A 25,637-nucleotide genomic window follows, 5' to 3' on the forward strand; every position below is an offset into this window, starting at 1 on the left:
TTGTATTTCCAATGAAAGCGATTAATATAGGAAATAAGTAGGAACATCATCTGAGGAGGAATACCCATGCAGCGCCAGCAGCGTTCCCGATTCTCCTTGCAACTGAAATCGATTCGTCTCAAATTAACCATCGCCTTCGCAGCGGTCATCGTACTCGTGGTCACGCTTGGCGGCATCCAGTCCTACCGATTCTATGGTTATCTGCAAGAGTACAACAGCCTTCTTACGGCAACCTCACAGGCGAATACGATGAACGGACTGCTCAAGCCCGCGCTTGACGAAGAGGTTCTTCAAGTGGTGAATGGGATGAAGTCGTTCGAGGATGGCGGGCAGTACAAGCTGCTGGACGATATGAATGGGCGGTTGCAGCAATTCATAGACGGCGAGCATGATGGCACCGTACTGAAGCGCACGGAAGAGCTGCATAACACGATGGAATCTCTTGCGGGGATTGTAGAGAAGTTGAAAAGTCAGCTTGCAGATGGCGCTTCGGTAGACGACACGACGGCTACATACGACTACTTAACCGAGACGACAGCTCTCATCGATCAGCAGGTTCAGACGATTATTCGGGAGAAGCTTATTTCATCCGAAGCGAGAGCGGATCAGATTACGGACTCTTTCATTCAAAGCGTCTATATCTTCTTAGGGCTTAGCGCTTGCATTATCGCACTGTCGCTATTCATTGCCTTGCGAGTGTCGCGCGGGATTGCCAAGCCGCTCACAACCCTTCAACATAGCCTCTCCCGATTGGAAAATGGCGATCTGACCGTCCCGACGATCGACGTTCTGACCAAGGACGAAATCGGCAAGCTGAACGGCTCCTACAACGCCATGCTGCTCAGTCTTCGCTCCATTATTACGAGCGTTCGCGATACAAGCGTACAAGTATCCGCCTCATCCGACCATATGTACGAAGGCATTCGCGATAACAATCAAGCAAGCGAAGAGATCGCGATGAAGACGCAGTCCATCTCGCTCTCGATGCATGAACAAGATCGACTTACGCACTCCGCGGCAGCGCAATTCGACAGCCTATATGCTTCGTTCGAGGAGCTCGTTCATCGAGCGAACGGCATTCAGCTGCATGCGCAGCAATCCGTTCATCTTGCCGACAGCGGCATTCGCGACATGAATACATTCCTGCAATCGTTCAATCAGTTGAAGCATACGGTCACAGCAGTCGAGACGAGCACGGAGCAGCTTGAGCAGCGGATTGCCGAGACGTCCGAGCAGTTGCAGCAAATCCGCAGCATTGCGAGCGAGACGAACCTGCTCTCGCTTAACGCATCCATCGAAGCCGCTCGCTCCGCTGAAGCCGGCAAAGGCTTCGCCGTTATCGCGCATCGCGTGAAGCAGCTTGCTGGTCTGACAGGCGAGCTTGCCGCAACAATAGAGACGAATATTGCGGACTTGAACACGCAGCTTGGCCTCATCCGCCAGCAGATGACGGACAGCAGCACGCTGCTTACCGATGGCCAGCACAATTCAGCGTCTGTCGATCATGCGCTCCGCCACATACATACGGCTAACCATGAAGTCCAACGCGAAGCGGACTCCATGCATGTCGATATGCAGGATGCCATGCAGCGGATGACACAGGCGCACCAGCTGCTTGAAGAGGTGAAGTCGCAGACCAACTCCGTGAAGGATGAGGTCACCAGCATCGCCGCCCGAGGCGAGGAGCAGATTGCGACTCTCCAAGAGGTGTCCAGCACTTCCGATGCGTTCTTCGAACGGATTCGGGCGATGGACAAGACGATTTCGAAGTTTCAATAGTGAAAAAGGCCAATTATGGAGAGTCACATAATTGGCCTTCTTCATTTTGCGAAGAAGCTTGGTCGGCATTCTTAGTTCTCGATCTGCATCCGTTTCAGAAACCCAAGCACCTCTGCGACGTTATTCGTAATCCCTTTCTCATTAAGCTCCCTATCTATGCTATCCACTGTCGTGAATCCATCCTCCGTCTGAAAATAAACCCCCGCAACCGGCAGATCGGCTGCGTCGCTCTTCTCATCGTCAGCCTTATACTGTGCAATGACGATGACATCCTTAAGGCCATCCCCATTCACATCCCGCATATACACATGTGAGACGTAATCGTACTTACCGTATAATTCGCCGATAGAATCAGGCAGTTCATATACGATGTTCTGCTCTGCATCTACTAGAATGAACTTCAATTCATTGCGACTGCTATTCAAAAGTGAGACCGTTACGAGCTTCACCTTGCCGAATCGGTCCATGGTCAGGTCGAATGAGAAGTGCGCTGCTTCGGCGGAATATCCATGCTGTCTCAGACTCTCGCCATCGACTTGAATCTCCTCTGGCAGCACTAGATTAACAGCCTTGTTTTCTGTTACATTCGTTCGCGGCGTTTGAACAACCGTTGTTCCGTCTCCCTTAACCGGAAGCCATTGAGCGGCTGCCAATGCTACAGCAATGGTGATCACGACGGTTCCGATCGCCTTCAATACTTGCACTACTCCATCTCCTGACATGCTCTATCTATTTATAAATATTAAAGGAACATTATTCCATTATAACAGGCTGGTGCAACAAGAAACTATGCTGTTCGTTTAGTTGCAATGACTTTGTAGCAGGTTTTCTTCCTAGTGTCTATATCGATAGTAAAGCGTTGACGTGAGTACAGAAAGTTGAAGGAATCTTTAACTGGGTATTGCATGGCTTAGATGTCTTATTGTTTGAATGAAGGGTTCCTTTCGGCATTGGGCAGCCTCTCAAAAAAAAGAAACCGCAACAGCATAAGCTGATGCGGACTAGGCTAATCACCAGTTTCCATTTTCGAATTCTTGATTCTCACTCTCTCTTACAAATACCGAAATCCAAAGGACAGCATCACTAACAGGGTCTGTCTCAATGTATATGCCTTTACTGCTACAGTAAACTTCCTCAATATCATCATACTCAAAACTTGGTTCAATACTTAAGACTTCGTTGATGTGCATCCCTATTTTAATTCTTTCAAAAAGTGATCCCGTATACTTACTCAATGCAGTTATTTTAAATAGTTTGCCATTGATTAAATTGAACCATAGGTCTACCGAATCGTTTATTTGATATCTAATCAAAAATTTTCCTAGAAGCTTTGCTTTTATATCTTCATTAGCCAATAAAGGGTAAAAGTCTCTAATATGACTGTAAAGATTTATACCACCCATTCCCTTCCCAGGAAGTAAAGGAGCATCGATATTAATCATCTAATCACCTCTCGGTCTTATCGTAGTCTCAACCGCATAGCATTCATCCTCTTCTGTTAAAAGTTACATTCATCCGTCGTCCCTGCCAGTTGAGACCATCTTGCCGACAACAGCTTCGCATAATCCAAAGAGAGCAAACCATAGTGCCCAAGAGCGTAACCATCGTTCACCTCGATCAGCAAGGTTTCTCCTTTATCCGTAAGTCCAAAATCAATCGCATAACCATTAGGCGCAGACACGAACTCCTTAACGGCATTTTCAATTACACTGTAATCAAAATGCGCTCTCCAATTGCCCTTATATCTGCGAACGTCTAATATTGTCCCGTAACGAACAAAACATCTCCACTCCGCAACAAAATGAACGACTTCCGAGCATAGAATTTCAGGATCTTCTCCGTATGTACCGCAGCCTACCAAATCTTTGGTACTCTTGACGACGACGCCAGTGAATTTCTTATCTTCCACCGGCTTAATAAATATGTTCCAAGCATCGGGGTTATTGACAACAGCACTAAGCTTAGACTTCCATATTCGTCGGCCCAAGTAATGCTGCAGCTCGTCAGGATAATCCATCTCAGGTGCGACGACACCATATTGGGAAAGTACAGATCTGACCTCATCCACATAGCTGACGACTATATCTTCTTTGTTGTGATCAGATAGCTCGTCTAACGTTTTATAATATTGAATCTCGAAACCCATTTGCTTGAATCCATCATAAGCCGCATAGAAATTATGGCTTGAAATTTCATTGTCCGAACCGCGTCGTATATAAACCTTCATGATCACACCTCGTCGTTATCAGCATTTAGGAACCCTTTACCTCAACTGATGCATCAATCGCCCATTGAATGTCCTGCTCCATATCAATCTCGGAATACTGCTGCTGCAATTCTCTCAATAGGTCGATGAACGCATGGCTCTGCAGACGCTCCGACACATCTTCGAAGTATCCGCCCATTCTAATGACTTCATCATGAAATGTAGATTGCATGTAATGACTTCATTTCCCTTCACTTATGCCATCCCATTAACATCATTAATTCATCTCGATCGATCATTTCCCCTTCTTGACCGGTACCAATTACAAAAAGCCCAAAGAAGCACCTTACGCTTCTTTGGGCTCTATATTTAACCTTCTACCTATCCCCTATTGACGATCCTTTATCTCTATCTTCTACTTCAACAGGTCCGACACTCGTACCGGGAGGCCGGTGCGGATCGATTGATTCGCGGCGATGCCGGTCATGATCGACATAGCGCCGTCGACATGGGAAGCTGCGCGCTTCAGCGGGTCTGGTGCCGGCACGCCGAACAGATCGTTCAGCAGGACAGGGTCGCCGCCGCCGTGGCCGCCTTTCGCTTTCTCAAGCTCAACGGAGTAAGGCTCGCCGAACATCGGGAATACGATGATGCTCGAACCTACCGCCGCGCCTTCGAGCGCTTTGTCGCCGCCGCCGTTGACGTACGAAGTTTCAACGACCTTGAGCTCGATGCGGCCTTTGCTGCCGTTGAACGCAACGTTGAAGCCTTCCCATGGCATGTACGCGTTGAGCGAGTACGTGAGGATCGCCTTGTTGCGGTAACGAACCGTTACGCCCATCGTGTCTTCGATGTTGATGCCGTCGCCGAATACGCTTTGGTCGCGCTGGTAGCCGTCCTCGTGCTCTGCATCGAGGTACATCGCTTTCAGATTCTCGTTCTGGTCGAGATGCAGCGCGAAGTGATCCTCCTTCGCCGCTTCGCTGCCGTAAGCGCGTTGATAGAATTCCGTCACGCCGCGCTTCTCGGCATTCTCGCGTCCATAGAAGCGGAGGTCGCCGAACGCGAACACCGTCTCTGGATAGGAACCGAGCCAGAAGTTAACGAGGTCGAAGTGGTGCGTCGACTTGTGGACGAGCAGGCCGCCGCTGTTTCTTTTGTCGCGATGCCATCTTCTGAAGTAGTCCGCGCCGTGCACCGTGTTGAGCAGCCATTCGAAGTGAATGGAGTTAACATCGCCGATCACGCCCGACATGATCAGCTCTCGGATGCGGGAATGGTAGGAAGCATAACGGTAGTTGAATGTGACGCGCAGCTTGCGGCCCGTACGCTCGACAGCGTCCATGATCTCGCGGCATTTCTCGTCGTCGACCGTCATCGGCTTCTCGCTGATAACGTCGCAGCCCGCTTCCATTGCGCGAATAATATAGTGATGGTGCAGACGGTCCACCGTCGTCACGATGACGACGTCCGGCTTCTGCTCCTCGATCATCGTATCGAATGCATCCGCACCGTAGGTTGCTACCTCTGGGTGGTCGTACTTCTCGCGCAGATAACGGTTCGCGAGCGCCATTCTCGTGCGGTTAATATCGCAAAATGCCAGAAACTCCGACGTCTCGCGGAAATCGCGTGCAAGCGCCCCATAGAACATTTCGCTGCGGCTGCCGCAGCCTACCAGTACGTACTTCTTCTTCGTCATTTCGTAGACCCTCCTAAAGTTTATACGTCTGCTTCATTCGAACACTTCGGATGGACTGCAGCAAAAGCTGCATCGGAAGCATTCGCTTAGGTTTTACGTCTAATGCATTCGCTTTCATTACCTTCATCCTAAAGCATATATGAACCATTTTCTAATCGTATTCCGCTCAAATAATTAAGAAAGTGTGTTATTATGCTCTTAGAGTAGGAGTTTATTCGCGCAGGGGAGTGTCACCATGAACGAGCAGTTACTGTTCGTCGAACGGATCGCGCGCCAGCACCCGTTCACGATGGCGAACCAAATGGAAGATACATTCGAGATGTATTATCTCGTCTCTGGCGGCAGACGGTATTTCGTACGCGATCAGACCTATGGCGTCACGCCTGGCACGCTGGTGCTTATACCGCCTGGCGTCATCCATCGTACCATCGACGACCCGGAGGCATCTGGGCATGAACGGATTCTCGTTCATTTCTCTCTGTCATTCCTTCAGCTTGGCATGCATGTCATGCCGCTTCATCTCGAAGCGTTCCGTATGCCTTCGCCGCTGCTGCCGCTCGTAGAAGATGATCGGGAAGAGGTCGAACGGCTGCTTGTACGGATGTGCGATGAATTCACCAGCCGCAAGCCAGCGTATGAACCGATGCTTCACGCGTTGTTGTCGCAGCTGCTGCTCACTGTCGGCCGCGCAATGAAACGCCATAGCGAAGAGCATGCGATGCGTCCCGACCCCGCAACCGTTACCGAAGGACGTATCCAGCCCGTCATTGACTATATATTAGGCCATTGCGAAGAGCCGCTCGGGCTCGATGAAATTGCCCAGCAGTTTTATTTCAGCCCTTCGCATCTAAGCCGACTGTTCCGGCGATCGACCGGCTTTACCTATTCCGAGTTCGTTCAGCTCGTTCGAATACGACGCGCACAGGAATTGCTTCGCACGACGGACCATAAGGTGCTCGAGATCGCCGAAGCATCGGGGTTCGGGAACTTGTCCCATTTTCAACATACGTTCCGCAAACATACAGGGATGACGCCTCTCAAATATAGGAAGGAATTACAGCGGTAGAGGTCGAATACAACTGGCACAAAGGAGGGATTCACCCATGTCATTCACGCTTCAACTCGGACAGCAAGCGCCGGACTTCACGCTGCCTGCAACTGACGGCAATACGTACTCGCTCGCCGATTTTGCCAAGGCAACGGTGCTTGTCGTCTTCTTCACCTGCAATCATTGTCCTTATGTCGTCGGTTCGGATGAGGTAACACGCGCAACGGCTGAGAAGTATGCAGACAACGGCGTGGTGTTCGTCGGTATCAACAGCAACAGTGTTACTACGAAGCCGCTCGATTCGTTCGAGCATATGGTCCTGCGCATGAATGAGAAGCAGTATCCGTGGAAGTACTTGCGCGATGACACGCAGGAAGTCGCGAAGTCATACGGTGCGCTGCGTACGCCGCACTTCTATGTGTTCGATCAGGAGCGCAAGCTCGTGTACACCGGCCGCGGCGTCGACTATCCGCGCGATACGACCCGAATGACGGTGAACGACCTCGACAATGCACTCGCGGAGCTGATAAGCGGACAACCGGTCTCGGTGGCGCTGACGAATCCAATCGGCTGCAACGTGAAGTGGGACGGACAAGACGAGCATTGGATGCCAGTGGAAGCTTGCGATCTGGTGCTGTAATGCGATGTGAGGATTAGGCGCAGATGGAAGGCAGCTAACAAGTCGAAGAACGTCTCGCTCCATTGAAGCTATTAGAAAAGGGATATCCGTGCAGCAGAAGCTGCTGTCGGATATCCCTTGTTTGTTACTGTGTTACTTGCCGACGATAGCCTTCAGCTGTGCACGGCCCGCGACGATTTCTTCCTGATAACGCGTCTGCATCGGCTCCAGCAGCGCTGGGTCGCCGCCGATCGCAGTAAGCTTCACGAGCGCAGCATCCATTACCGTGCGGTATTGGGATGTGCACTGCGTGAACGCATCGCTAGCCGTACTGTACAATACGGTCTTCTCATGCGTGGACGTCAACTTCGTGAATTGTACTGCATAACCGGTCAATTCAGCCTGGCACGCATTACGAAGCTGAACGAGCGTGTAGCCCGTATCGTTGTAAATCTCTTGCTCTTTCTTAATTTGTTCCAGGTCGTTGTTGCCATTGCCGTTATTACTGTTGCCGTTACCATTACCATTGCCGTTTCCATTGCTATTACCATTATTGCCATTACCGTTACCGTTGTTATTGCCATTGCCATTTCCGTTGCCGTTATTGCCGCTGTTGCCATTACCGTTGTTGCCGTTACCATTACCGTTATTGCCATTGCCGTTCCCGTTCCCCGGCTTGTCTTTATCCTTGTCCTTGCTGTTGTCCTTGTCCTTGTCCTTGCTGTTGTCCTTACCGTTGTCTTTCTCGTTCTGCTTGTCCGCGATGCTCTGCTTCAGCTTCTCGAGCGGCGACTGGATGTTCAGCTTGCCTTGGCTGAGCGATCCGAGTATCGACGAGATCGGGCTGTTGGACGACGCATGGGCTGTACCAACCGAAGCAATGATCGCCTTAAACGGCGAAGCGGCTTGCGCCGTCATCGCTGGTACAAGCGCGGCTGCGACTGTCAGAGCGATAATTCCGCGCATAGGTTTACGCATTGTAACCATCCTTCCTTTGGGTTCAAGGGGCGCCCGCTGCCAACGATAGCTTATACGACGATCCATCCTTCGCCGCTATTTCGGACTGGACGCACCCTCGCGATATCATGATTTGCCTTGAACGCACCTTAGAGGCGTCCTAACCTTCCAGCTCCAGCCGCTGCTCCTCCCGGAGACGGCATGCAGCCAAGTTCGTTCCCCTCACCCCCCTTCGGTCAAAAATTAACGGATTGCCGATCCGCATTCACGGCGCCAACGGGTCTGCGGCCGATCGAATGATAGACGAAGCCTTCCCGCTCCATCTCATCCAGGCCGAAGCAGTTGCGGCCGTCAATGATGATCGGCTTGGCCAGCAGCTTACGCACCTTGGCAAGCGACATGCCCGTTATCTCGCTCCACTCGGTCAGAATGACGCAGGCGTCGCAGCCAGCCACCGCTGCTTCTACCGAATCCGCATACTGCACCTCACCCGACAGCAGACTGCTGGCCGCCTCGGTTGCGATTGGATCGAATGCCTTCACCGACACGCCTGCACGCAGCAGCTCGGGTACGATCGTAAGCGAAGGCGCCTCCCGCATATCGTCTGTATTCGGTTTGAACGCAAGACCAAGCACAGCGACCCGCTTGCCAGAGAGCGATCCGAGCGCCTCCCTCAGCTTGTCCATAACCAGCATCCGCTGCTTCTGATTCGTTCGAATGACAGACTTAAGCAGCTCGAATTCATAGCCCGACTTGTCCGCGATATGAGCGAGCGCATACGTATCCTTCGGGAAGCAGGAGCCGCCATAACCAATTCCCGCTTGAAGGAACTTGCCGCCGATCCGGCTGTCCATGCCCATCCCTTCTGCCACGTCATTCACGTTCGCGCCTACGCGCTCGCAAATGTTCGCGATCGCGTTAATGAACGAGATTTTCGTTGCGAGAAACGTATTCGCTGCATACTTGATCATCTCTGCGCTCTCCAAGTCGGTACGGAACACTTTCGTATTGAACGGGGCGTGCAGCTCTGCAATTACATTCGCCGCTTCGGCGCTGTCCGAGCCGATAACGGCGCGGTCCATGTTCATGCAATCCGATAGTGCAGAGCCTTCGCGCAGAAACTCGGGGTTCGAGACGACGTCGAATGCCGCCCACGGCGCCATCTTATTCGCCTGCACGACCTCGCGCACGAGTTCGCCGGTGCCGACGGGCACGGTGCTTTTGTTCACGATGATCTTGTAGCCGTTCAGATGCTCGCCGATCTTCTTCGCCGCCGACATGACATACCGCATATCCGCTTCGCCCGTCTCCGACATCGGCGTGCCGACCGCAATATAGACGATGTCCGACGCTTCGATCGCCGCGCCTACATCCGTCGTGAAATGCAGACGTCCTAGTTCCTTGTTGCGCACAACCATCTCTTCCAGCCCTGGCTCATAGATCGGCACGACGCCGCTTTGCAGCATGTTGATTTTACGTTCATCGACATCGCAGCAGATGACACGATTGCCTACCTCAGCGAAGCAGGAGCCCGATACGAGTCCGACATATCCCGTTCCGATTACCGTTATGTTCCGCATCGCTATTTCGCCACCTTATTCAGTATTGCAAAATGCTTCTCATACACCGCTTGGACGTAATTAAGCACATCGTTCTGCAGATCTTCCCGCTGCAGGGCGAAGTCGAGCGTCGCGCGGATGAATCCGAACTTGTCGCCGACGTCATAACGGACGCCATCGAAGTTGTAAGCAAGCACTGTCTTGCGGTCGTTCAGCTTCTTGATCGCGTCGGTCAGCTGAATTTCACCGCCTGCGCCCGGCTCCTGATTCTCGAGAATCTCGAAAATATCCGGCGTCAGCACGTACCGCCCCATGATCGCGTAATTGGACGGCGCCGCTTTGCGGGAAGGCTTCTCGACGAGTCCGTCGAGGAAGAAGACCGATGGCTCAATCGATGAGCCGCGCGGCGCGATAATGCCGTATTTGGACACGTCATCGTCGCTGACCCGCTGTACGCCTACGATCGAAGAAGAATAACGTTCATACACGCGCATCAACTGGCCTAGGCACGGCTCGTCCGACTGCACGATATCGTCACCCAGCAGGACGGCGAACGGCTCATCCCCGACGAAGCTGCGCGCACACCAGATCGCGTGTCCGAGACCGCGCGGTTCCTTTTGCCGAATATAGTGAATGTTCGCCATCTCCGAGATGCGCTGGATCTGTTCCAGCTCCTTGGACTTTCCTTTCTTGGACAGCGCGTCCTCCAGCTCGAAGGTTTTGTCAAAATGATCCTCGATCGCCCGCTTGCCGCGCCCGCTCACGATAAGAATATCCTCGATACCAGAAGCGATTGCCTCTTCAATAATGTATTGAATCGTCGGTTTGTCGACGATCGGCAGCATCTCCTTGGGCTGTGCTTTCGTCGCAGGCAGGAACCTCGTGCCGAGGCCGGCTGCTGGAATAATCGCTTTACGCACTTTCATGGGAAGTCCCCCTTAGTTGGATAGATGAGATACGATATGGTGGGTTTGGCGACACGTAGGTGCACTTATGCACCTACGCGGGATGATTCGCCGCAAATGGTCGACGACAGGTGCATATTTGCACCTAAGCGGTAAGATTCAGCGAATTTGCCCGATCATACGTGCACTTCCGCACCTACGCAGGTCGATTCGCCGCACTTGGCCGATGAAACTAGTCCGATCTGGGGTTATCCGCTATGCGCAGCAAGCATGCTGCCAAGTTTGCGGCTGTCAGCCAGATGTTCTTGAACACATTCGATGACCCGAGTCTGCTGCTCGATCGTGAGCGATGAGCCTGACGGCAGACAGATCCCCTGGGCAAAAAGCGCATCGGACACGCTGCCCTGCGCCGTCTCCGTGCGCGGGTAATAGGCAAAGTGGCGAAGCATCGGCTGCAGATGCATCGGCTTCCACACGGGCCGCGCTTCGATATTCGCTTCCGCGAGTGCATGGACCAGCGCTTCCGGCGTCGTGCCCGTCGTCTTCGGATCGAGCGTCATCGCCGTCAGCCAGCGGGTCGAACGTCCGTAGGAAGCTTCCGGCATGAAGCCGATGCCCTCGATGCCATCGAAAGCCGTGGCATAACGGTCGAAGATCGCTCTTCTCGCTTCGATGCGGCTGTCCAACACCTGCAGCTGTCCCCGGCCGATGCCGGCCAGCACATTGCTCAGCCGGTAATTGTAGCCGAGCTGCGAATGCTCATAATGGAGCGCCTTATCTCTCGACTGCGTCGCCCAGAATCGAGCAAGCTCCAGCGCATCGGTATCTTGGCTGACAAGCATGCCGCCGCCGGAGGTCGTCATAATTTTGTTCCCATTGAAGGAATAGATGCCGAAGCGCCCGAATGTGCCGCTTGCCGCCCCCCGGTATGTCGCGCCAAGCGATTCCGCGGCATCCTCCACGATCGGCACGCCGTAATGCTCGCACAGCTCGGTGATAGCCGCCATGTCGGCGCTTTGCCCGTACAAGTTAACGACGATGACCGCCTTCGGAAGCCGCCCTGCGCGGCGCGCATCTTCGAGTGCACGCTCAAGCGCTTGCGGCGACATGTTCCAGGTGGTTTCATCTGCATCGATGAAGACGGGCTCTGCCCCTTCATACAGCGCAGGATTGACGCTCGCGATGAATGTCAGCGACGAGACGAACACAAGGTCGCCGCGTCCGACGCCAAGCAGCCGAAGCGCCAGGTGAATTGCCGCTGTGCCGGAGGAGAGCGCCACGGCGCCCTTCGCTCCGACGTAGGAGGCAAGCTCCCGCTCGAACGCATCCACGTTAGGGCCTAGCGGCGCGACCCAATTGCTCTCGAACGCTTCCGCGACGAAGCCCGCTTCCGCCTCCCCGATATGAGGCGGCGATAAGAAGATGCGTTGGTTCATCAATAATCCCTCCGATATCGAATGATAGTAATTAGCCATGCCATCTTACGATGGTCAGCAGCGGTGATCCGCTATCTCACGAGACGCGGCGGCATAGCTCTTGCCGGAACGCCTACAGCCGTTATCCCGTCCGGCACATCGCGAATGGCAACGCCGCCTGCGCCGAGAATCGACCAGCTGCCCAGCTTGACGCCGGGGATTAGAACCGCCCCGCTGCCGACATGCCCGCCTTCCATGACCGAGGCTGCTCCGGCCAGCGTTCCGTTCGGCGAGACATGCGCGAACGGTCCGACGATGGCGTCATGCTCGACGACAGCGCCGGAGTTAACGATGGCGTGCGCGCCAATGACGGCGCCTGGTCCGATGACCGCGCCGGGCATCACGACTGCGCCAGGTCCAAGCCGAACGTCGCCTGCTACATGTGCGCCGGGATGCACCAGCGCCGCGTAGCTGAGGTCTGCTAGACCCAGCCGCTCCGCAATCGCTCGCCGGATTTTATTGTCGCCGACGCCGATCACGACCTGCGCGGCAGGCTCGTCCTCCAGCATGAGCGGAACTGCGCTTATTGGACCGTAAGGCAGACCGGCGCATAATGTTACCTCTGCATAACGATCGTCAGCGATCGCCGTCAGCCGATACTGCGGCGACACGCGAACGATTTCCATAAGCACACGCCCATGTCCGCCCTGACCGATGACAATGATGGGCCGTTTCTCCGGATAGTGATGCATCACCATGGCACACCACCCGCCTCGCCGCGTTCACCAGAGAATCGGCTCATCGTCGCCTTGCCAGGCTGCGCGATGCCTTCCCGCTTCAATACTTTAGCCGCTGTCATAACCAGAATGCGCAGATCGAAGCCCAGAGACTGTCGGTCGACATACATGACATCAAGCTTGAACTTCTCCTCCCATGACAGCGCGTTGCGGCCATTCACCTGAGCCCAGCCCGTAATGCCAGGCCGTACGTCGTGGCGGCGCGCTTGTTCTTCGGTATAGAGCGATAAATATTCCATCAACAGCGGCCGAGGGCCGACCAGACTCATCTCTCCCCGAATGACGTTGAGCAGCTGCGGCAGCTCATCGAGACTCAGCTTGCGAAGCAGCTTGCCGAATGGCGTAAGCCGCACTTCGTCCGGCAGCAGCTGCCCCGCAGCATCGGTCTCATCGGTCATCGAACGAAACTTATGCATCATGAACGGCTTGCCGTGCATGCCAGGACGCTGCTGCTTGAACAACACCGGAGATCCAAGCTTCAGCCTGACAAGCAGCGCAACGATTCCATATACAGGAAGAAGCACAAGGAAAGCAGGTACGCTGACCGCCAGATCGAAGGTTCGCTTCGCGACGGCACGCAGCCGATTTCGCAGGCCTCTTGCTCGCTGCTTCCTTCTAGCCGTCTCGCGGTACATACGCAGCAAGCGCTGTACGACGATCGTCTCGGTGAATGCAGCCGTAATTCGCGCTCTTCCCGCCGCACCGTACTGGCTGCGTTTATCTTCGCTATGCATGACTTCAACTAGCGCTTCGGCCAGCTTGTCCGCGTCCCGATAAGCTGCCAGCAGCCCCGTTTCGCCGTGCGCCACCAGCTCCCTTGTACCGGGCACGTTCGTGGCGACAACCGGCTTGCCAAGCGCCATCGCTTCCATCAAGGAACGAGGGATGCCTTCCTTCTCCGATGTCAGCGCGACAGCATCCGCCATCGCAAGCCAAGGTACAATGGACGACTGCTGACCGATCATGACGACATCGTCCGCCAATCCTTCCGCCAGCAATCTTTCCCGAACCCGCTTCTCCAGCGGCCCTTGACCGGCAAGCGCCGTCTTCCAATGAAGCTTGCCTTCCTGCTTGGCCAGCTTCAGCGCGTCCAACAGCAGATCATGATCCTTAACCGGCTCGAATCGGGCGGCGACGAAGAGAAGCGGCTTGTCTTCCGTGATAGCAAAAGCTTCCCGCACAAGCGCCAGCGATGCCTTGTCGACCTTGTTCGCCAAGGCGTCAAGCTTATCCAGATCGACGCCGTTGCCTTCCGTATAGACAGGCCGCCAAGGCGCCAGCTTGCGCAGCTCCTCCGCATCCGCTCCGTTCTGTGAGGCAAGCGCGTCGCAGAACAGCGCAGCCAGCTTTTCGAGCACACGATAAAGCCAGTAAGCAGACTTCGGCTGTCCCTCATAGAAAGGAAGGCCATGGCTCGTATGGATGACGACCGGCACGCGCGCCAGCTTGGCTGCGACCCGCCCGATAAGACCTGCTTTGGCCGTATGGGTATGGACGACGTCGAAGCGCTCCTTCCTGAACAAGCGGTACATGGCAATGATAGAGCCGATATCCGCCAGCGGCTTGATCGAACGTTCCATCGCGACGTGCTTCCACCGAAACGGATAAGACGCTTGAATGTTCGGATTCGTGCCTTCCGTCGAAGTGATGAACGTGACGTCCCAGCCTTCGCGCTGCAGCAATCGCAGTTTGTCGCCCATAATGTGGTGGCTGATGCCGGAGGTGCAAATATGGGCGATCCGTCTCATGAGGTTACCGCCTTCGAGATTTCGATGCCGTAATAGGACTTGTACCAGTCAACGAACCGGCCGATGCCCTCCTCGATCGTCGTTACCGGGCGGAATCCGATCGCGGATGACAAATCGTCGATGTCGGCGAACGTCGCCTGCACATCGCCCGGCTGCATCGGCATATATTCAATCCGAGCTTTGCGTCCCAACGCGTCCTCGATCGTTCGGATGAACGTCATCAGCTCGACTGGACGGTTGTTGCCGATATTGTAAATCTTGTATGGCGCATAGCTGGAGCCGGGGTCGGCCTTGAGGCGGTCCCACGCAGGGTCCGGCTGCGGCGCCTTGTCGATCAACCGGCGGATGCCCTCCACGATATCGTCGATATAAGTGAAGTCGCGCAGCATGTTGCCTCCATTGAATACTTGGATGGGAAGCCCCTCCGCAATGCGCTTCGTGAAGCTGAAGTACGCCATATCGGGACGGCCCCAAGGTCCGTAAACGGTGAAGAACCTCAGCCCCGTGGTCGGCAAACCGTACAAGTGGCTGTAAGTATGCGCCATCAGCTCATTCGCTTTCTTGGTTGCCGCGTACAAGCTGACGGGATGGTCCACATTGTCGTGCACGGCGAACGGCATTTTCTCATTCGCCCCGTATACCGAGCTCGACGAAGCATAGATCAGATGCTGAATACCGGTCTGACGGCAAGCTTCCAATACATGCCCGAAACCGGTCAGATTCGATTCCAGGTAGGCAAAAGGATTCGTCAGGCTGTATCGGACCCCCGCCTGCGCCGCCAAATGGACAACCGTCGTAACGCCCTCTTCCTTCATTAGCGCAAGCAGCGGCTCATAGTGAGCCACGTCAAGCTCACGGCCAATGAAGCCGGTACGTGCCTGCAAGGCGGCATATCGATCCCGCTTCAGCCCAACGTCGTAATAGTCGTTGAAATTATCGATGCCGATGACACGCTGGCGTTCGTCCAGCAGCCGATGGCATACATGCGAACCGATGAAGCCGGCCGCGCCTGTCACTAGAATCGTCATTATGCATTCGCTCCTTCGGGTCGTAATTCAGATAAGGTCCCGCCGCTTCGGACGTAATGGCCGAATGACCGCCAGAATACATGCCGCTTAACATCGAGCCGTTCTTTGGTATAAGCGCCTGCCAGGCTGAAATTCCGTTCTGCCTGTTCGCTTCGCCACTCGGCACTTGAGGCTGCGCGCACCAGCTGCTCCGCCAGCGCGGCGATGTGGCCCGGACGATGCAGACATTCCTGATCCAACAGCTCAGGGATGCCGCCCGCCGTCGATCCAAGCGTTGGGCAGCCGCGGCTCATCGCTTCGATGGTCGCGCGCGGCAATCCCTCTTGGAAGCTCGGTTGAATGTAAAGATCGATGCCATCGAGCCATTCATGCACCGCGCCTCCGCTCGGCAATACGCCATCGAATGAGACGAGCTTGCCGATGCCGAGCTTGTCTGCAAGCTGCTGCCAGCGGCCAGCATCTCCATCCCCAAGCACTCGGAACGAGATCGTTCCCGGCAGCTGCGGCTGCGCCTTCGCAATGGCCCGCAGAGCGATGTCGATCCCCTTGGACCTTCCGTTCAGAGAGCCGATCAGACCGATGGTGAAGGGACCGCCGCTCTGTTGAATGCGTGACAGCCTGCTCTGCAGCACCTCCTCGCCTGCCGCAGGCAGCTCCACATTGGAGCACGCGGCTGTACGGCCTCGCGGGCAAGGATATCGTTCCTGCAAGAAACGTTCCGTTACATAGACCGCGAACGGGGCGTGTTTGACGAGTCTGCGATTTTTCCACAACGCAAGCGGGGCATACAGCTTGCCCTGCAGACTGCCGTAATTCCATAGGCCGTCCCAAGCGCAGGCAACCATCTCGACCGCATACGGTTTGCCAAGACGCTTCGCGATTCGAATCGCTTCCGCGCCGATCTCGCTCGGCATGCGGGCAATGACGGCATCAGCCGCACGAATGGTGTCCGTCAGCGTCTGCTCGACGTACCCCCTCTTCGTCAGCTTGTTCACCGGATTGCTAAGCGACGGCAGCACGACGAAGTCTACATTCGGTCCGCTCGACAGCGTCTTGCCGGACATGTCCGCATCGGACGGGGTCCGCTTGCCTCTACAGGCGACCGTCAATCGGTCGAACACATTCAAGTACCGCTCCCATACCTTGTAGGGCAGCTTGCCGCCGGAATAAAACTTGCCAGATTCATTGAAATAAAACGTATGGTCATGAGCCCAGACAACATGCATCTTGTAACCTCCTAAAAATTTTGCTGCTTCCTCCATCTATTGATAATGCTGAGTGTATGGTTCATGGCTAATCATTCGCGGCCCATTCCCGATCGTCGCGCTCTCCTTCGCGGCGCGGCCGATCGACTTCACGACCCGAGCGGGTACGCCAACCGCCAGCATGCCCGATGGCACCGGCTTGGTCACGACTGCGCCTGCGGCGATAACCGACCGACTGCCAATGCTTACCCCGGACAAAATGCGGCAGCCGCAGCCGATCCAGACATCCCGTCCGATCGATATCGCCGCGCCTGTCACGGGATTGTCCCGGATCGGCAGCGACTCATCGCTCCATGTATGCTGGAAAGAGACGATCGACGTTTGATGCGCGATCGAAACCTCGTCTTCAATGGTCAAGCCTCCATAGGCATCCACGTAGCATTGTTTGTGAATGCTGACGTTGGACCCGATGGACAATCGCTCCGGATAACGCAGCTCAACCGATCTTCCAATCAGCACGTTGTCACCGCACCGGTGAGCCAGATTGCGCAGCAGGCAGTAACGCAGCGCTGTGCCGGGCAGATCGGGCAGCAGATCGCTGAGCGTCCACATCCACTTCTGCAGCGGCTTCGGGGCTAGACCGAGCAGCTTCTCCATCATTCGAAGCACAGGGCGAAAGCGGCTGAATGCGTCTCTTCCTCTACCTTTCAACGGCTGCGCCTCCTTTGCTCTCGGATCCGATTTTGGAAGGCAGCAGCCTACCGAAGATGACGGTTTTCGATGATTTTGACAGAATCTTCAGACGTTTCAAAATGGACATCCCTCCGCTCCAAGCGAACGTATACGCGCATATCGTATAAATGAGCGGGATAACCGGCAGCTTCTTGCGCACCATGTTGTCGCCAATCGTTCCCAGACCATATTCAAGCGACCGTCCCATAACGGTCACGTATCCGACCAGCACAAGCGCACAAGCGTAAATGAACAATAAGATGAACGCAATCGTATAGAACGGACGCGTCTCCTTGCGCCGGGCATATTGATAGACCGATGCGACCAGCACGGCCGTCATCAGCACCGCCTCCGCCGTCCGCATCAGCAACTCGGGTTCCCAATTGCCGGGATTGATCGGATTCGGGCTTATGAATAAGAACACCGTAAGCATCCCCGCATTAATCAGCCCCAGCGGACCGATCTGCAGCACAATGACCGCGCAGGCTGCTCCCATGACGCCAATAGCAGTCTTCAGTCGGCGCGTGTAAAGCAAGTAAAAGCACAGCGTGTACACGATCGCATAGTCCCGCAACCCGGTCGCATACGCGATCACGACGATGAAGAGCAGCCACTTGCGGCGAAGCATAAGACTTGCCCCGTACAAACCGAGCAGGACGCAGGCCACATCCTTCGCAAACAGCGACGACATGTACATGAGCGACGGACTCGCCAGCAGCGTGAAGATAAGGGTGCGATCGAACGTATCCCGGCTCCCTTCCGGCATCGGATAAGCGAAGTAGCGGTCATTCAATCGGAACGCGCTGTTCGCCGTCAGCATGAGCAGCACGGTGTTCAGCCAGATGATGGCGAGCGGATCGTCGAGCTGCAGCCATTTGTAGAACGGCATGTACAGCATTCCGAATACGGGATATGCCGAGATGTTCATCCATTGGGTTTCAAAATGCTCCATCGCATACGGTATAAATTGCGACAGCCGCTCGAAGCCCGTTACCTGCTCGTAGTAGTGGATTTCATCGGGACCCGCCAGCGGGTCCGTCGTAACCGCATATGCCAGCTTGCCAACGAGCATGACAATGAATCCCGTCATAAGCGCCAGCGGCGTATGCGGCCATCGGAGCAGAGCGAACATCGGCAGCAGCAGGGCGAAGAACGTTACCAATGCCAGCCGCTCATTCCACTCGAAAATCCCTCTCCCCGCAAGCGGAAGCACGATGAAGTAGACAAGCAGCAGCATCGTTCGGATCGAAGAGCGGGACAATGCATAATCAACCCTCATACATCCGCTCCAACTGCTCTGCCGCGACGCGAATATCGTAACCGCGCTTGCCAAGCGCGAATTCCCGCTCTATCCAAGTCGGACTTTCTTGCTGCCTGCCTGCCATTTCGTTCATAGCTTCAGCCCACCGCTGAGGCGATTCATCTACCCCGAGCCTCTGCATCATGCCAAGCGACAAGTCAGCTTCCTCTGGCACGCCGCTGGAGACAAGACACGGAACGCCTGCGGCCTGCGCTTCGATCAGCACGATGCCAAGGCCTTCATACAAGGACGGCAGCACGAACGCATCCAGCGTGCCGAGCAGCTCCGGAACATCGCTGCGCAGCCCTAGAAACCGTGCGCGGTCCCCGAGTCCCAGCGATTTCGCTTTACGTTCCATTTCCGGCCGAAGCGGTCCATCGCCGACCAGCAGCAGTCTCGCGTTAGGGCGGATACGGAGCAATTGAGCGAATGCATCCAGCAGCAGCGAATGGTTCTTCTGCGGACTGAAGCGCCCGATATGCCCGAGCAAATAATCATCCTGCTCCGCGCCGAATCGGCTTCGCAGCAAGGTACGATCAATCGGAAGCGCGGCGTACGGAGACAGCGCTATCGCATTCGGAAACACGTCGACGCGTCCATCCCGCCAGCATTGCCGTCCGAACAACGACTCGCAAGCATCTCTGGAGCATCCGAGCAGGTTGGTCGCGCTGCGCCGCATGAGCGCTCGCATATACATGCGGTAGGCTGTGCGGCGAAGCGATGACTGCTTGCTGTCGTTCGTATTGTGGCTGTGTCCGATTCGAACCGGGATGCCCAGCCCCTTCGCCAGCTTGAGCACATAACCGCTGAACCCGAATACATGGCTGTGTATCGCGTCGTAAGGTCCATTCTTCTTCACGTTGTCTTCGAAGGCGCGGCGGAATGCGGCAAGCCCTTGGCTCGGCGGCGGCTGGACGAACAGCTTGCCGCCAAGCTCGCGAATTTCATCGTCATAGAACGCCGGCTCCGGCGATTGCACGGCAAAATGAAATTCATATCGGCGCCGATCGATATGCCGATACACATTCATCAGGAGCGACTCGATGCCGCCAGGATGCATTCGGCCCACGACATGCAGCACTTTGCGTTTATGTTTCACGGCATTATTCATGGCAGAATGCTCCCGATATGCTCGAACAGCTCTCGCTTCTTCCGGTCCAAGACGGGAAGGAACCCTTCGGGCAGCGCGCCGTCGAGAGCGATTGAGCCGAACGTTCTTTCCGCAGGAATGCGGAAGTCGATCAACTGTCCTGCCAGATTCAGGTCTGTAAAAATGTTCTCCAGCTTCCGGTCCCAGATGACGCCGTGCGTCGGCTTGCCCAGCGACAACGCTGGAATGCACGCATGCAATCGCTGGGCGATCACCGCGTCGCAGTCCGCAATGCTGTCCATCAACTGCGCAACGGTAGCGGGATAACGCATGATCTTCGTATGCGGCACGTCGGCACACATCGGCTTCACATACTGCTCCACGAATGCATTGTCCGTAGCGGTTCCATTCGTGAACAGACGCAGTTCACAGCCCCGCGCTGCCAGCGTCTCTGCGGCATTCCGCCACCACGCCGCACATGCGTCCCGCTCCCATCTGTACGAGCAGTGACGGTTCATCTCGTTCGGATCCATGATGCCGAGCCCGACAACCGGGCGTCTGCCTGAGCCTGCTTTAGGCCAAGATGCAGCAAGCTGCGTCATAGGCTCAGTTGAACGCCCGGCTGTATTTCGCACGGTATGTACCGGCATCTGCGGCGTACCCGCCCCCGGCAGACCGAACGTCTCCGGCGTATAGAGGGCAGGATCGGCAAGCGCAACCGTCTTGGCAGACAGCGAAGCATCCATGCCCAGCAGGAAGCTGCGCGAATCCTCGTCGCGCACCGCGATGGTCGTGGCATACCGGCAAGCGCCAAGCAGCCAGCGGGATGCTTGGCGGCTCCAAGGCCCGCGCGCGCCAACGAGCAGCAGATGCAGCGGTTTGCGCTGCCGCTTAGCTTCAGCCGCGATGCGTCGTATCGCAAGCGGGAACGTCCAGTAAGTATCGATAAGCAGATGACCGCCACCGATGAACACGGCATCCGATTGCGCTACCGCCTTCCGCAGCGGCTCGTTCAGCCGAGCATTGCGGCGCTTGTCCAGCCAATAGGCCTTCCAGCGCCTTATCGTGTCCGGTGTCATTCGCTTCGACGCACCCGACGCATTCAAGTGAATTCGGACGTCTGTTTGCGTACCGGCTAACTGAAGCCGCCCCTCCGCCGATTCGTCTCTTGTTTTCTTCGACAGCTGCCCCTTCATCGATGACGAAGAGAAGCTTTCCGCTCCGGCCGCCGCTCGCAGCCGTACCGAATCCGCTGCAGCCAGGCGGCTTTCTTCAGCCTCCCATAATCCATGCAGCAGGTCGAAATGAATGACGCGATGATTTTCCCGCATCGTGATCAGCCGGTTCAGCGTCAAGGCAATCAGCCCATCCCCCAAATTCGGCGATTGCGGAACGCCCGCAAGCAATACCGTTTTCATCGCTATGGCTCCCCTCCTGTTGTCTGTATTCATTGCTGGCAATTGATATTGCCCGCTAAGGCGCAGCCTTGTTACTCTATAACACTATCTTCTAATGGCCTCGATAGAGGCTTCTCATTGCTTCCTGCCTCGCATCGGCCAAGCCATCGTCTGAATTCCGAGCTGCCGTTTTACGATCACGACCATGGCGATGTTCCACATCGCGACTGATACGGAAGCTGCAATCGCTCCGCCGATCATGCCCATCGTCGGGATCAGCGCCACATTAAGCAGCGCATTGACGATAGCCGCGGCAACCAACACTTTGGTTAGCGATGACGTACGGCCCGTCATCGTCGCAACGGTGCCGTTCTGCCCGCAGAAGGAGCTGAACAATTGGCCTGCGGCCAAGATGAGCAGCGGTACATACGCATCATGGAATGCGGGACCGAATAAACCGAGCACCCATCGTCCACCGATCGCGAAACCTGCGAAGACGGCTGCCGCGAACAGAAATCCCGCGCGGCCTGACGATTCGCATACCCGCTGCAGCCCCTTCATATCTCCGCGGGCGTACGTCTCGGATACGAGCGGCGACGCCGTCATATTAATCGCAGTCAACATGAACGACACGAGTGAAGCAAGACGTACCGCCGCTGAGAAAATACCGGTTGATGTCTCGCTCAGCATGACACCCATCATGAGTACATTCAGCTGTCCGAGCACAAGGTACATGCCTGCATTGATCATGAGCGACGTCGAGATGCGCAGCCATCCCTTCGTGTCATAGCTTGGAGCTAGGCCCGACGTATGCGGCAGAAGCCGCTTGCGGAGTACAACCGCTCCAATCCCATAAGAGAGAACGACGGAAACAGCGAAGGCCAGCATCGCCGTTCCCGCGTCTGCCCGCCATCCAAGCGAAGCTGCAGCGCCCAGCAGACCAATGGTCAGAATCGGGCGTACGATCTTCTCCGGCATCTGTGCGAACAATACATCCTTGAGTGCCTGCAGGGCGCTCTGTCGAAGCGTTGCAAGCGTGAGCAGCGGAACAGTCGCGAAGCCAGCCGTATAAGTCAACGTACGTTCGGACATTTCGCCTCCCGATTGCAGAAGGACAACCGTAATCCCGATGATGGCTGCTGCTGTCGACAGCGCTAGTCCGAACTGATTGCCCCTGCGCAGCAGTCCGGCGAGAAGCCCCCACTCTCCCTTCGCACGATATGCCGCCGCCATGCGAACGATCGTCGTATCGAAGCCAAGCTTCGCGGGGAATACGACGAACGTTGTAATCGTCGTAACGAAAGCGAACAATCCGTAGCCCTCCGCCCCCAGCATGCGCGCCAGCGCAACCTGCATCAGCATGGACAGCGCCATCCCCGCGGAATTGATCAGGAAGCTGATGCTGCCGCCGCGCGCAAGGCGCTTGCGCATCGAAGCCGTCCCGTCGGACGGATGCAAGGGCGCCGTCTGAGCCTGCTGCGCACCCGTGCTCATGAGACGTTGGAATACGTCGGCACGAGATGCTTCAGCACCGAGCGGATCGCTTCCGGCTCTTGAGCGATAACCTGTTCCAGCTTGCGAATCTCGAATTCAAGCTCCGTTCGGTTCAACTGAACCGGCTTCCCGATGAAAATCCGGTCATGCATCGTGGACGTAAGCCCTTCTTCGCTCGTCAGCAGCTCTTCATACAGCTTCTCGCCTTCCCTAATGCCCGAGAAGCGAATGTCGATGTCCACATTCGGCTCGTAGCCGGACAGTCGGATCAAATCGACGGCAAGATCGTATATTTTGACCGGCTTGCCCATATCGAGAATGAACACTTCTCCGCCTTTGGCGAATGCGCCGGCTTGAATAACCAATTGCACCGCTTCCGGTATCGTCATGAAATATCGCACCATCTCCGGGTGCGTCACCGTAACAGGTCCCCCTTTGGCGATTTGATCCTTGAACCGCGGAATGACGCTGCCGCGGCTTCCCAGCACATTGCCGAATCGAACAGCGACAAACTTCGTCTTGCTATGCTTGTCTAGGCTTTGAATAAACATCTCTGCTATGCGCTTCGTCGTTCCCATAACGCTCGTCGGATTGACTGCCTTATCGGTCGAGATCAGCACGAAACGTTCTGCGCCGTATGCGTCCGCACACTCCGAGACGTTCTTCGTGCCGAGCACATTGTTCTTGATCGCCTCCGCCGGATTGCGTTCCATCAGCGGTACATGCTTGTGGGCTGCCGCATGGAAGACGACTTCAGGCCGGTATTCCTGGAACACTTCATCGATCCGCTTGCGATCCTGCACATCCGCGATGACGGTCTCGATCGGCAGCGTCGGGAACAACGCTCTCATTTCCATCTCGATCGAATAAATGCTGTTCTCGCCATGACCGAGAAGCAGCAGCCGCTGCGGTGCGAACGGAGCAATCTGACGGCACAGCTCGGAGCCGATGGAACCGCCGGCACCCGTTACGAGCACAACCTTGCCGCTTACATAACCCGCGATATGTTCCAGATCGGTCCGTATCGGATCGCGGCCGAGCAAGTCCTCGACTTGTACGTCGCGAACCCGGAAGGCGCCGCTTCGGTTATCGATCATCTCTTGCAGATCAGGCACAATCTTCAGCTTGGCCTTCGTCTTCTTGCAGATGTGGACGATTTCCGAGATTTGCGTCTTCGAGACGGACGGCATCGCGATAATAATGTCGTCGATATGGCGCGATTCGCTTATGCATGGAATGTCTCGTCTCCCGCCGAATACGGGCAGGCCCATCACATGCATGCCTTGCTTGTATGGATCATCGTCGATGAAACCGACAGGCGTCATGAGCATGCCATCGTTCTGCAGCATATCGCGAGCGATCAGCGTTCCGCAGTTGCCCGCTCCGATAATGAGCGTCTTCCGGCCGTTGGCCGGCTTGCGCGAGCCGAATTTGTGGCAGAATGCCCGCCATGCAAGACGTGGTCCTGCCGACAAAGCGACCATGCCAATCGCATGATGCGTAAGCAGCAGCACCGGAAGCGCCCTCCCTTCCGTCAGCGAGAACAATACGTAAGGCACGATTGCGGCAGCGGCTGCCGCTTTGATCAGCGATACCGCATCCTCGATTCCGGCATATTGCCAGATGCGCCGGTGCAGCCGAAGCCCCACCATGCACCAACCGCCCATCAGCGCCGAAACTGCAGCGTAGAGAAGCCATTGCCAATCGCCCGTCTTCCACACCGTCATCCCAGTGCTGGCCATCAGCCGCTCCGCGCCGTACAAACTCAGCAGCACAGCCGCCAAGTCCCAACCTACGAACAATTTTCGGAGTGTCCCGAACATGATTTCCCTCCTTGAAACTTTTGTGAGACTACGCTATCCAGATTGGATAGCATCGAGAAAAAGTGCTTCGTAAGCATTCGCTTAACTTTTGTGAGACTTCGCTATCCGAATTGGATAGCATCGAGCAAAAGCAGCTTCGAAAGCATTTGCTTAACTTTTGTGATAGTAGCGATCCCGAACTACTTTTGCTCGCTGTATTCGTAGTAGCCGTAGCCCTCTTTCGGCGGTGTGCCGTTAAGCGCCACGCCTACGATTCTTGCTTGCACGAGCAGCAGCGCTTCACGCGCTTTAATCGCTTCTCTCCGTTTCGCCCCTCTGGCGTTGACGACCAGAAGCACGCCGTCGCACCTCGTCGCCATAATCTGCGCATCGCTGACGGCGAGAACCGGCGGCGTATCGATCAGCACCATGTCGTAACGCTCGCGAAGCTGCTCGAGCAGTCCATCCATCCGCGTCGCGTCCAGAAGCTCTGACGGATTCGGAGGGATCGGACCTGAAGTCAGCACTTGCAAGTTCTTGATGCGAGTCGGCTGCACCGCATCCACCCATTCCGACTGACCCGACAGCACTTGGGAGAGACCGTTGCGGTTTGACAGCGCGAACGTCTTATGAACAGTCGGCTTGCGCATGTCGCAATCGAGCAGCAGCACCCGCTGCCCCGCCTGTGCGTACACCGTGGCCAGATTGACAGCCGTTGTCGATTTGCCTTCCTTGGCGCTGGCCGATGTCACCATAAGCAGCTTCAACGCTCTCTCGGATTCCGAGTATTTCAAGTTCGTCCTCAGCTTGCGATACGCTTCCGATATCGGCGACATAGGATTGGCATCCGCTATGAT

23 protein-coding genes are annotated in these 25,637 nt (G+C 55.6%); 3 read left to right on the plus strand and 20 right to left on the minus strand.

Going from position 1 to position 25,637, the window contains the following annotated elements; all coding sequences use genetic code 11:
- Window positions 1-66: 66 nt before the first annotated feature.
- A complete protein-coding gene (locus tag SBI19_RS14430; protein WP_317969325.1) occupies window positions 67-1,779 on the plus strand; it encodes a methyl-accepting chemotaxis protein in 1,713 nt (570 codons plus the stop codon).
- Between the two features lie 71 nt (window positions 1,780-1,850).
- Here the strand turns inward: SBI19_RS14430 and SBI19_RS14435 are convergent, their stop codons facing one another.
- The 5 genes from SBI19_RS14435 to SBI19_RS14455 form a co-directional block, all read right to left on the minus strand.
- The gene (locus SBI19_RS14435; RefSeq protein WP_317969326.1) at window positions 1,851-2,483 is read right to left on the minus strand and encodes a hypothetical protein; all 633 of its coding nucleotides are present in this window, start codon (window positions 2,481-2,483) and stop codon (window positions 1,851-1,853) included.
- 306 nt (window positions 2,484-2,789) lie between these two features.
- Window positions 2,790-3,221 (minus strand): hypothetical protein, encoded by a 432-nt coding sequence (locus SBI19_RS14440; RefSeq protein ID WP_317969328.1) that lies wholly within the window; start codon window positions 3,219-3,221, stop codon window positions 2,790-2,792.
- Window positions 3,222-3,277: 56 nt separating this feature from the next.
- Entirely contained in the window at window positions 3,278-4,006 is a 729-nt protein-coding gene (locus SBI19_RS14445) for an ATP-grasp domain-containing protein (protein ID WP_317969329.1), read from the minus strand.
- A 25-nt stretch (window positions 4,007-4,031) separates the two neighbouring features.
- Complete coding sequence (locus tag SBI19_RS14450; protein WP_317969331.1) at window positions 4,032-4,217, minus strand: hypothetical protein; 186 nt, start codon at window positions 4,215-4,217, stop codon at window positions 4,032-4,034.
- 183 nt (window positions 4,218-4,400) lie between these two features.
- Window positions 4,401-5,684 (minus strand): Gfo/Idh/MocA family oxidoreductase, encoded by a 1,284-nt coding sequence (locus SBI19_RS14455; RefSeq protein WP_317969333.1) that lies wholly within the window; start codon window positions 5,682-5,684, stop codon window positions 4,401-4,403.
- A 235-nt stretch (window positions 5,685-5,919) separates the two neighbouring features.
- Between SBI19_RS14455 and SBI19_RS14460 the strand changes: the two genes are divergently transcribed.
- Window positions 5,920-6,750 carry an AraC family transcriptional regulator gene (locus SBI19_RS14460; protein WP_317969335.1) on the plus strand — a complete coding sequence of 277 codons (831 nt, stop codon included), beginning with the start codon at window positions 5,920-5,922 and terminating at the stop codon, window positions 6,748-6,750.
- A 37-nt stretch (window positions 6,751-6,787) separates the two neighbouring features.
- Entirely contained in the window at window positions 6,788-7,372 is a 585-nt protein-coding gene (locus SBI19_RS14465; RefSeq protein WP_317969337.1) for a thioredoxin family protein, read from the plus strand.
- A gap of 132 nt (window positions 7,373-7,504) precedes the next feature.
- Here the strand turns inward: SBI19_RS14465 and SBI19_RS14470 are convergent, their stop codons facing one another.
- The 15 genes from SBI19_RS14470 to SBI19_RS14545 all read right to left on the minus strand — a co-directional run bounded on the left by SBI19_RS14470 (window position 7,505) and on the right by SBI19_RS14545 (window position 25,616).
- On the minus strand, window positions 7,505-8,329 hold the full coding sequence (locus SBI19_RS14470) for a hypothetical protein (protein ID WP_317969338.1): 825 nt from the start codon (window positions 8,327-8,329) through the stop codon (window positions 7,505-7,507).
- 215 nt (window positions 8,330-8,544) lie between these two features.
- Window positions 8,545-9,888, minus strand: a complete 1,344-nt coding sequence (gene tuaD, locus SBI19_RS14475) for a UDP-glucose 6-dehydrogenase TuaD (RefSeq protein WP_317969340.1) — start codon at window positions 9,886-9,888, stop codon at window positions 8,545-8,547.
- Between the two features lie 2 nt (window positions 9,889-9,890).
- On the minus strand, window positions 9,891-10,793 hold the full coding sequence (gene galU / locus SBI19_RS14480) for a UTP--glucose-1-phosphate uridylyltransferase GalU (protein WP_317969341.1): 903 nt from the start codon (window positions 10,791-10,793) through the stop codon (window positions 9,891-9,893).
- Window positions 10,794-11,020: 227 nt separating this feature from the next.
- Complete coding sequence (locus SBI19_RS14485; protein WP_317969342.1) at window positions 11,021-12,208, minus strand: DegT/DnrJ/EryC1/StrS family aminotransferase; 1,188 nt, start codon at window positions 12,206-12,208, stop codon at window positions 11,021-11,023.
- A 71-nt stretch (window positions 12,209-12,279) separates the two neighbouring features.
- Window positions 12,280-12,945, minus strand: a complete 666-nt coding sequence (locus SBI19_RS14490) for an acetyltransferase (protein WP_317969343.1) — start codon at window positions 12,943-12,945, stop codon at window positions 12,280-12,282.
- A complete protein-coding gene (locus SBI19_RS29660) occupies window positions 12,939-14,732 on the minus strand; it encodes a sugar transferase (protein ID WP_483312292.1) in 1,794 nt (597 codons plus the stop codon). Before SBI19_RS29660 ends, SBI19_RS14490 begins: the two co-directional genes overlap by 7 nt.
- Window positions 14,729-15,760: an NAD-dependent epimerase gene (locus tag SBI19_RS14505; protein ID WP_317969344.1), complete on the minus strand. Its 1,032-nt coding sequence runs from the start codon at window positions 15,758-15,760 to the stop codon at window positions 14,729-14,731. Before SBI19_RS14505 ends, SBI19_RS29660 begins: the two co-directional genes overlap by 4 nt.
- Window positions 15,760-16,986: a glycosyltransferase gene (locus SBI19_RS14510; RefSeq protein ID WP_317969345.1), complete on the minus strand. Its 1,227-nt coding sequence runs from the start codon at window positions 16,984-16,986 to the stop codon at window positions 15,760-15,762. Before SBI19_RS14510 ends, SBI19_RS14505 begins: the two co-directional genes overlap by 1 nt.
- A 36-nt stretch (window positions 16,987-17,022) precedes the next feature.
- Complete coding sequence (locus SBI19_RS14515; RefSeq protein WP_317969346.1) at window positions 17,023-17,676, minus strand: acyltransferase; 654 nt, start codon at window positions 17,674-17,676, stop codon at window positions 17,023-17,025.
- Window positions 17,666-18,976 (minus strand): hypothetical protein, encoded by a 1,311-nt coding sequence (locus SBI19_RS14520; protein WP_317969348.1) that lies wholly within the window; start codon window positions 18,974-18,976, stop codon window positions 17,666-17,668. Before SBI19_RS14520 ends, SBI19_RS14515 begins: the two co-directional genes overlap by 11 nt.
- A complete protein-coding gene (locus tag SBI19_RS14525; protein ID WP_317969349.1) occupies window positions 18,966-20,108 on the minus strand; it encodes a glycosyltransferase family 1 protein in 1,143 nt (380 codons plus the stop codon). Before SBI19_RS14525 ends, SBI19_RS14520 begins: the two co-directional genes overlap by 11 nt.
- The gene (locus tag SBI19_RS14530) at window positions 20,105-21,505 is read right to left on the minus strand and encodes a polysaccharide pyruvyl transferase family protein (protein ID WP_317969350.1); all 1,401 of its coding nucleotides are present in this window, start codon (window positions 21,503-21,505) and stop codon (window positions 20,105-20,107) included. The genes SBI19_RS14525 and SBI19_RS14530 overlap by 4 nt, the downstream gene beginning before the upstream one ends.
- Before the next feature lie 114 nt (window positions 21,506-21,619).
- Window positions 21,620-22,978 carry a flippase gene (locus SBI19_RS14535; protein ID WP_317969351.1) on the minus strand — a complete coding sequence of 453 codons (1,359 nt, stop codon included), beginning with the start codon at window positions 22,976-22,978 and terminating at the stop codon, window positions 21,620-21,622.
- On the minus strand, window positions 22,975-24,801 hold the full coding sequence (locus SBI19_RS14540; protein ID WP_317969352.1) for a polysaccharide biosynthesis protein: 1,827 nt from the start codon (window positions 24,799-24,801) through the stop codon (window positions 22,975-22,977). Before SBI19_RS14540 ends, SBI19_RS14535 begins: the two co-directional genes overlap by 4 nt.
- A 179-nt stretch (window positions 24,802-24,980) precedes the next feature.
- Complete coding sequence (locus SBI19_RS14545) at window positions 24,981-25,616, minus strand: CpsD/CapB family tyrosine-protein kinase (RefSeq protein WP_317969354.1); 636 nt, start codon at window positions 25,614-25,616, stop codon at window positions 24,981-24,983.
- Window positions 25,617-25,637: the final 21 nt, after the last annotated feature.

Source organism: Paenibacillus sp. CCS19, from assembly GCF_033239625.1.
Classification (GTDB): Bacteria; Bacillota; Bacilli; order Paenibacillales; family Paenibacillaceae; genus Paenibacillus_T.

What these genes read in the sequence shown, in the direction of transcription:
- SBI19_RS14430 (WP_317969325.1), top strand. Translation starts at nt 67, where the DNA reads ATGCAGCGCCAGCAGCGTTCCCGATTCTCCTTGCAACTGAAATCGATT.
- SBI19_RS14440 (WP_317969328.1), bottom strand. Translation starts at nt 3,221, where the DNA reads ATGATTAATATCGATGCTCCTTTACTTCCTGGGAAGGGAATGGGTGGT.
- SBI19_RS14445 (WP_317969329.1), bottom strand. Translation starts at nt 4,006, where the DNA reads ATGAAGGTTTATATACGACGCGGTTCGGACAATGAAATTTCAAGCCAT.
- SBI19_RS14450 (WP_317969331.1), bottom strand. Translation starts at nt 4,217, where the DNA reads ATGCAATCTACATTTCATGATGAAGTCATTAGAATGGGCGGATACTTC.
- SBI19_RS14455 (WP_317969333.1), bottom strand. Translation starts at nt 5,684, where the DNA reads ATGACGAAGAAGAAGTACGTACTGGTAGGCTGCGGCAGCCGCAGCGAA.
- SBI19_RS14460 (WP_317969335.1), top strand. Translation starts at nt 5,920, where the DNA reads ATGAACGAGCAGTTACTGTTCGTCGAACGGATCGCGCGCCAGCACCCG.
- SBI19_RS14465 (WP_317969337.1), top strand. Translation starts at nt 6,788, where the DNA reads ATGTCATTCACGCTTCAACTCGGACAGCAAGCGCCGGACTTCACGCTG.
- SBI19_RS14470 (WP_317969338.1), bottom strand. Translation starts at nt 8,329, where the DNA reads ATGCGTAAACCTATGCGCGGAATTATCGCTCTGACAGTCGCAGCCGCG.
- tuaD (WP_317969340.1), bottom strand. Translation starts at nt 9,888, where the DNA reads ATGCGGAACATAACGGTAATCGGAACGGGATATGTCGGACTCGTATCG.
- galU (WP_317969341.1), bottom strand. Translation starts at nt 10,793, where the DNA reads ATGAAAGTGCGTAAAGCGATTATTCCAGCAGCCGGCCTCGGCACGAGG.
- SBI19_RS14485 (WP_317969342.1), bottom strand. Translation starts at nt 12,208, where the DNA reads ATGAACCAACGCATCTTCTTATCGCCGCCTCATATCGGGGAGGCGGAA.
- SBI19_RS14490 (WP_317969343.1), bottom strand. Translation starts at nt 12,945, where the DNA reads ATGGTGATGCATCACTATCCGGAGAAACGGCCCATCATTGTCATCGGT.
- SBI19_RS29660 (WP_483312292.1), bottom strand. Translation starts at nt 14,732, where the DNA reads ATGAGACGGATCGCCCATATTTGCACCTCCGGCATCAGCCACCACATT.
- SBI19_RS14505 (WP_317969344.1), bottom strand. Translation starts at nt 15,760, where the DNA reads ATGACGATTCTAGTGACAGGCGCGGCCGGCTTCATCGGTTCGCATGTA.
- SBI19_RS14510 (WP_317969345.1), bottom strand. Translation starts at nt 16,986, where the DNA reads ATGCATGTTGTCTGGGCTCATGACCATACGTTTTATTTCAATGAATCT.
- SBI19_RS14520 (WP_317969348.1), bottom strand. Translation starts at nt 18,976, where the DNA reads ATGAGGGTTGATTATGCATTGTCCCGCTCTTCGATCCGAACGATGCTG.
- SBI19_RS14525 (WP_317969349.1), bottom strand. Translation starts at nt 20,108, where the DNA reads ATGAATAATGCCGTGAAACATAAACGCAAAGTGCTGCATGTCGTGGGC.
- SBI19_RS14530 (WP_317969350.1), bottom strand. Translation starts at nt 21,505, where the DNA reads ATGAAAACGGTATTGCTTGCGGGCGTTCCGCAATCGCCGAATTTGGGG.
- SBI19_RS14535 (WP_317969351.1), bottom strand. Translation starts at nt 22,978, where the DNA reads ATGAGCACGGGTGCGCAGCAGGCTCAGACGGCGCCCTTGCATCCGTCC.
- SBI19_RS14540 (WP_317969352.1), bottom strand. Translation starts at nt 24,801, where the DNA reads ATGTTCGGGACACTCCGAAAATTGTTCGTAGGTTGGGACTTGGCGGCT.
- SBI19_RS14545 (WP_317969354.1), bottom strand. Translation starts at nt 25,616, where the DNA reads ATGTCGCCGATATCGGAAGCGTATCGCAAGCTGAGGACGAACTTGAAA.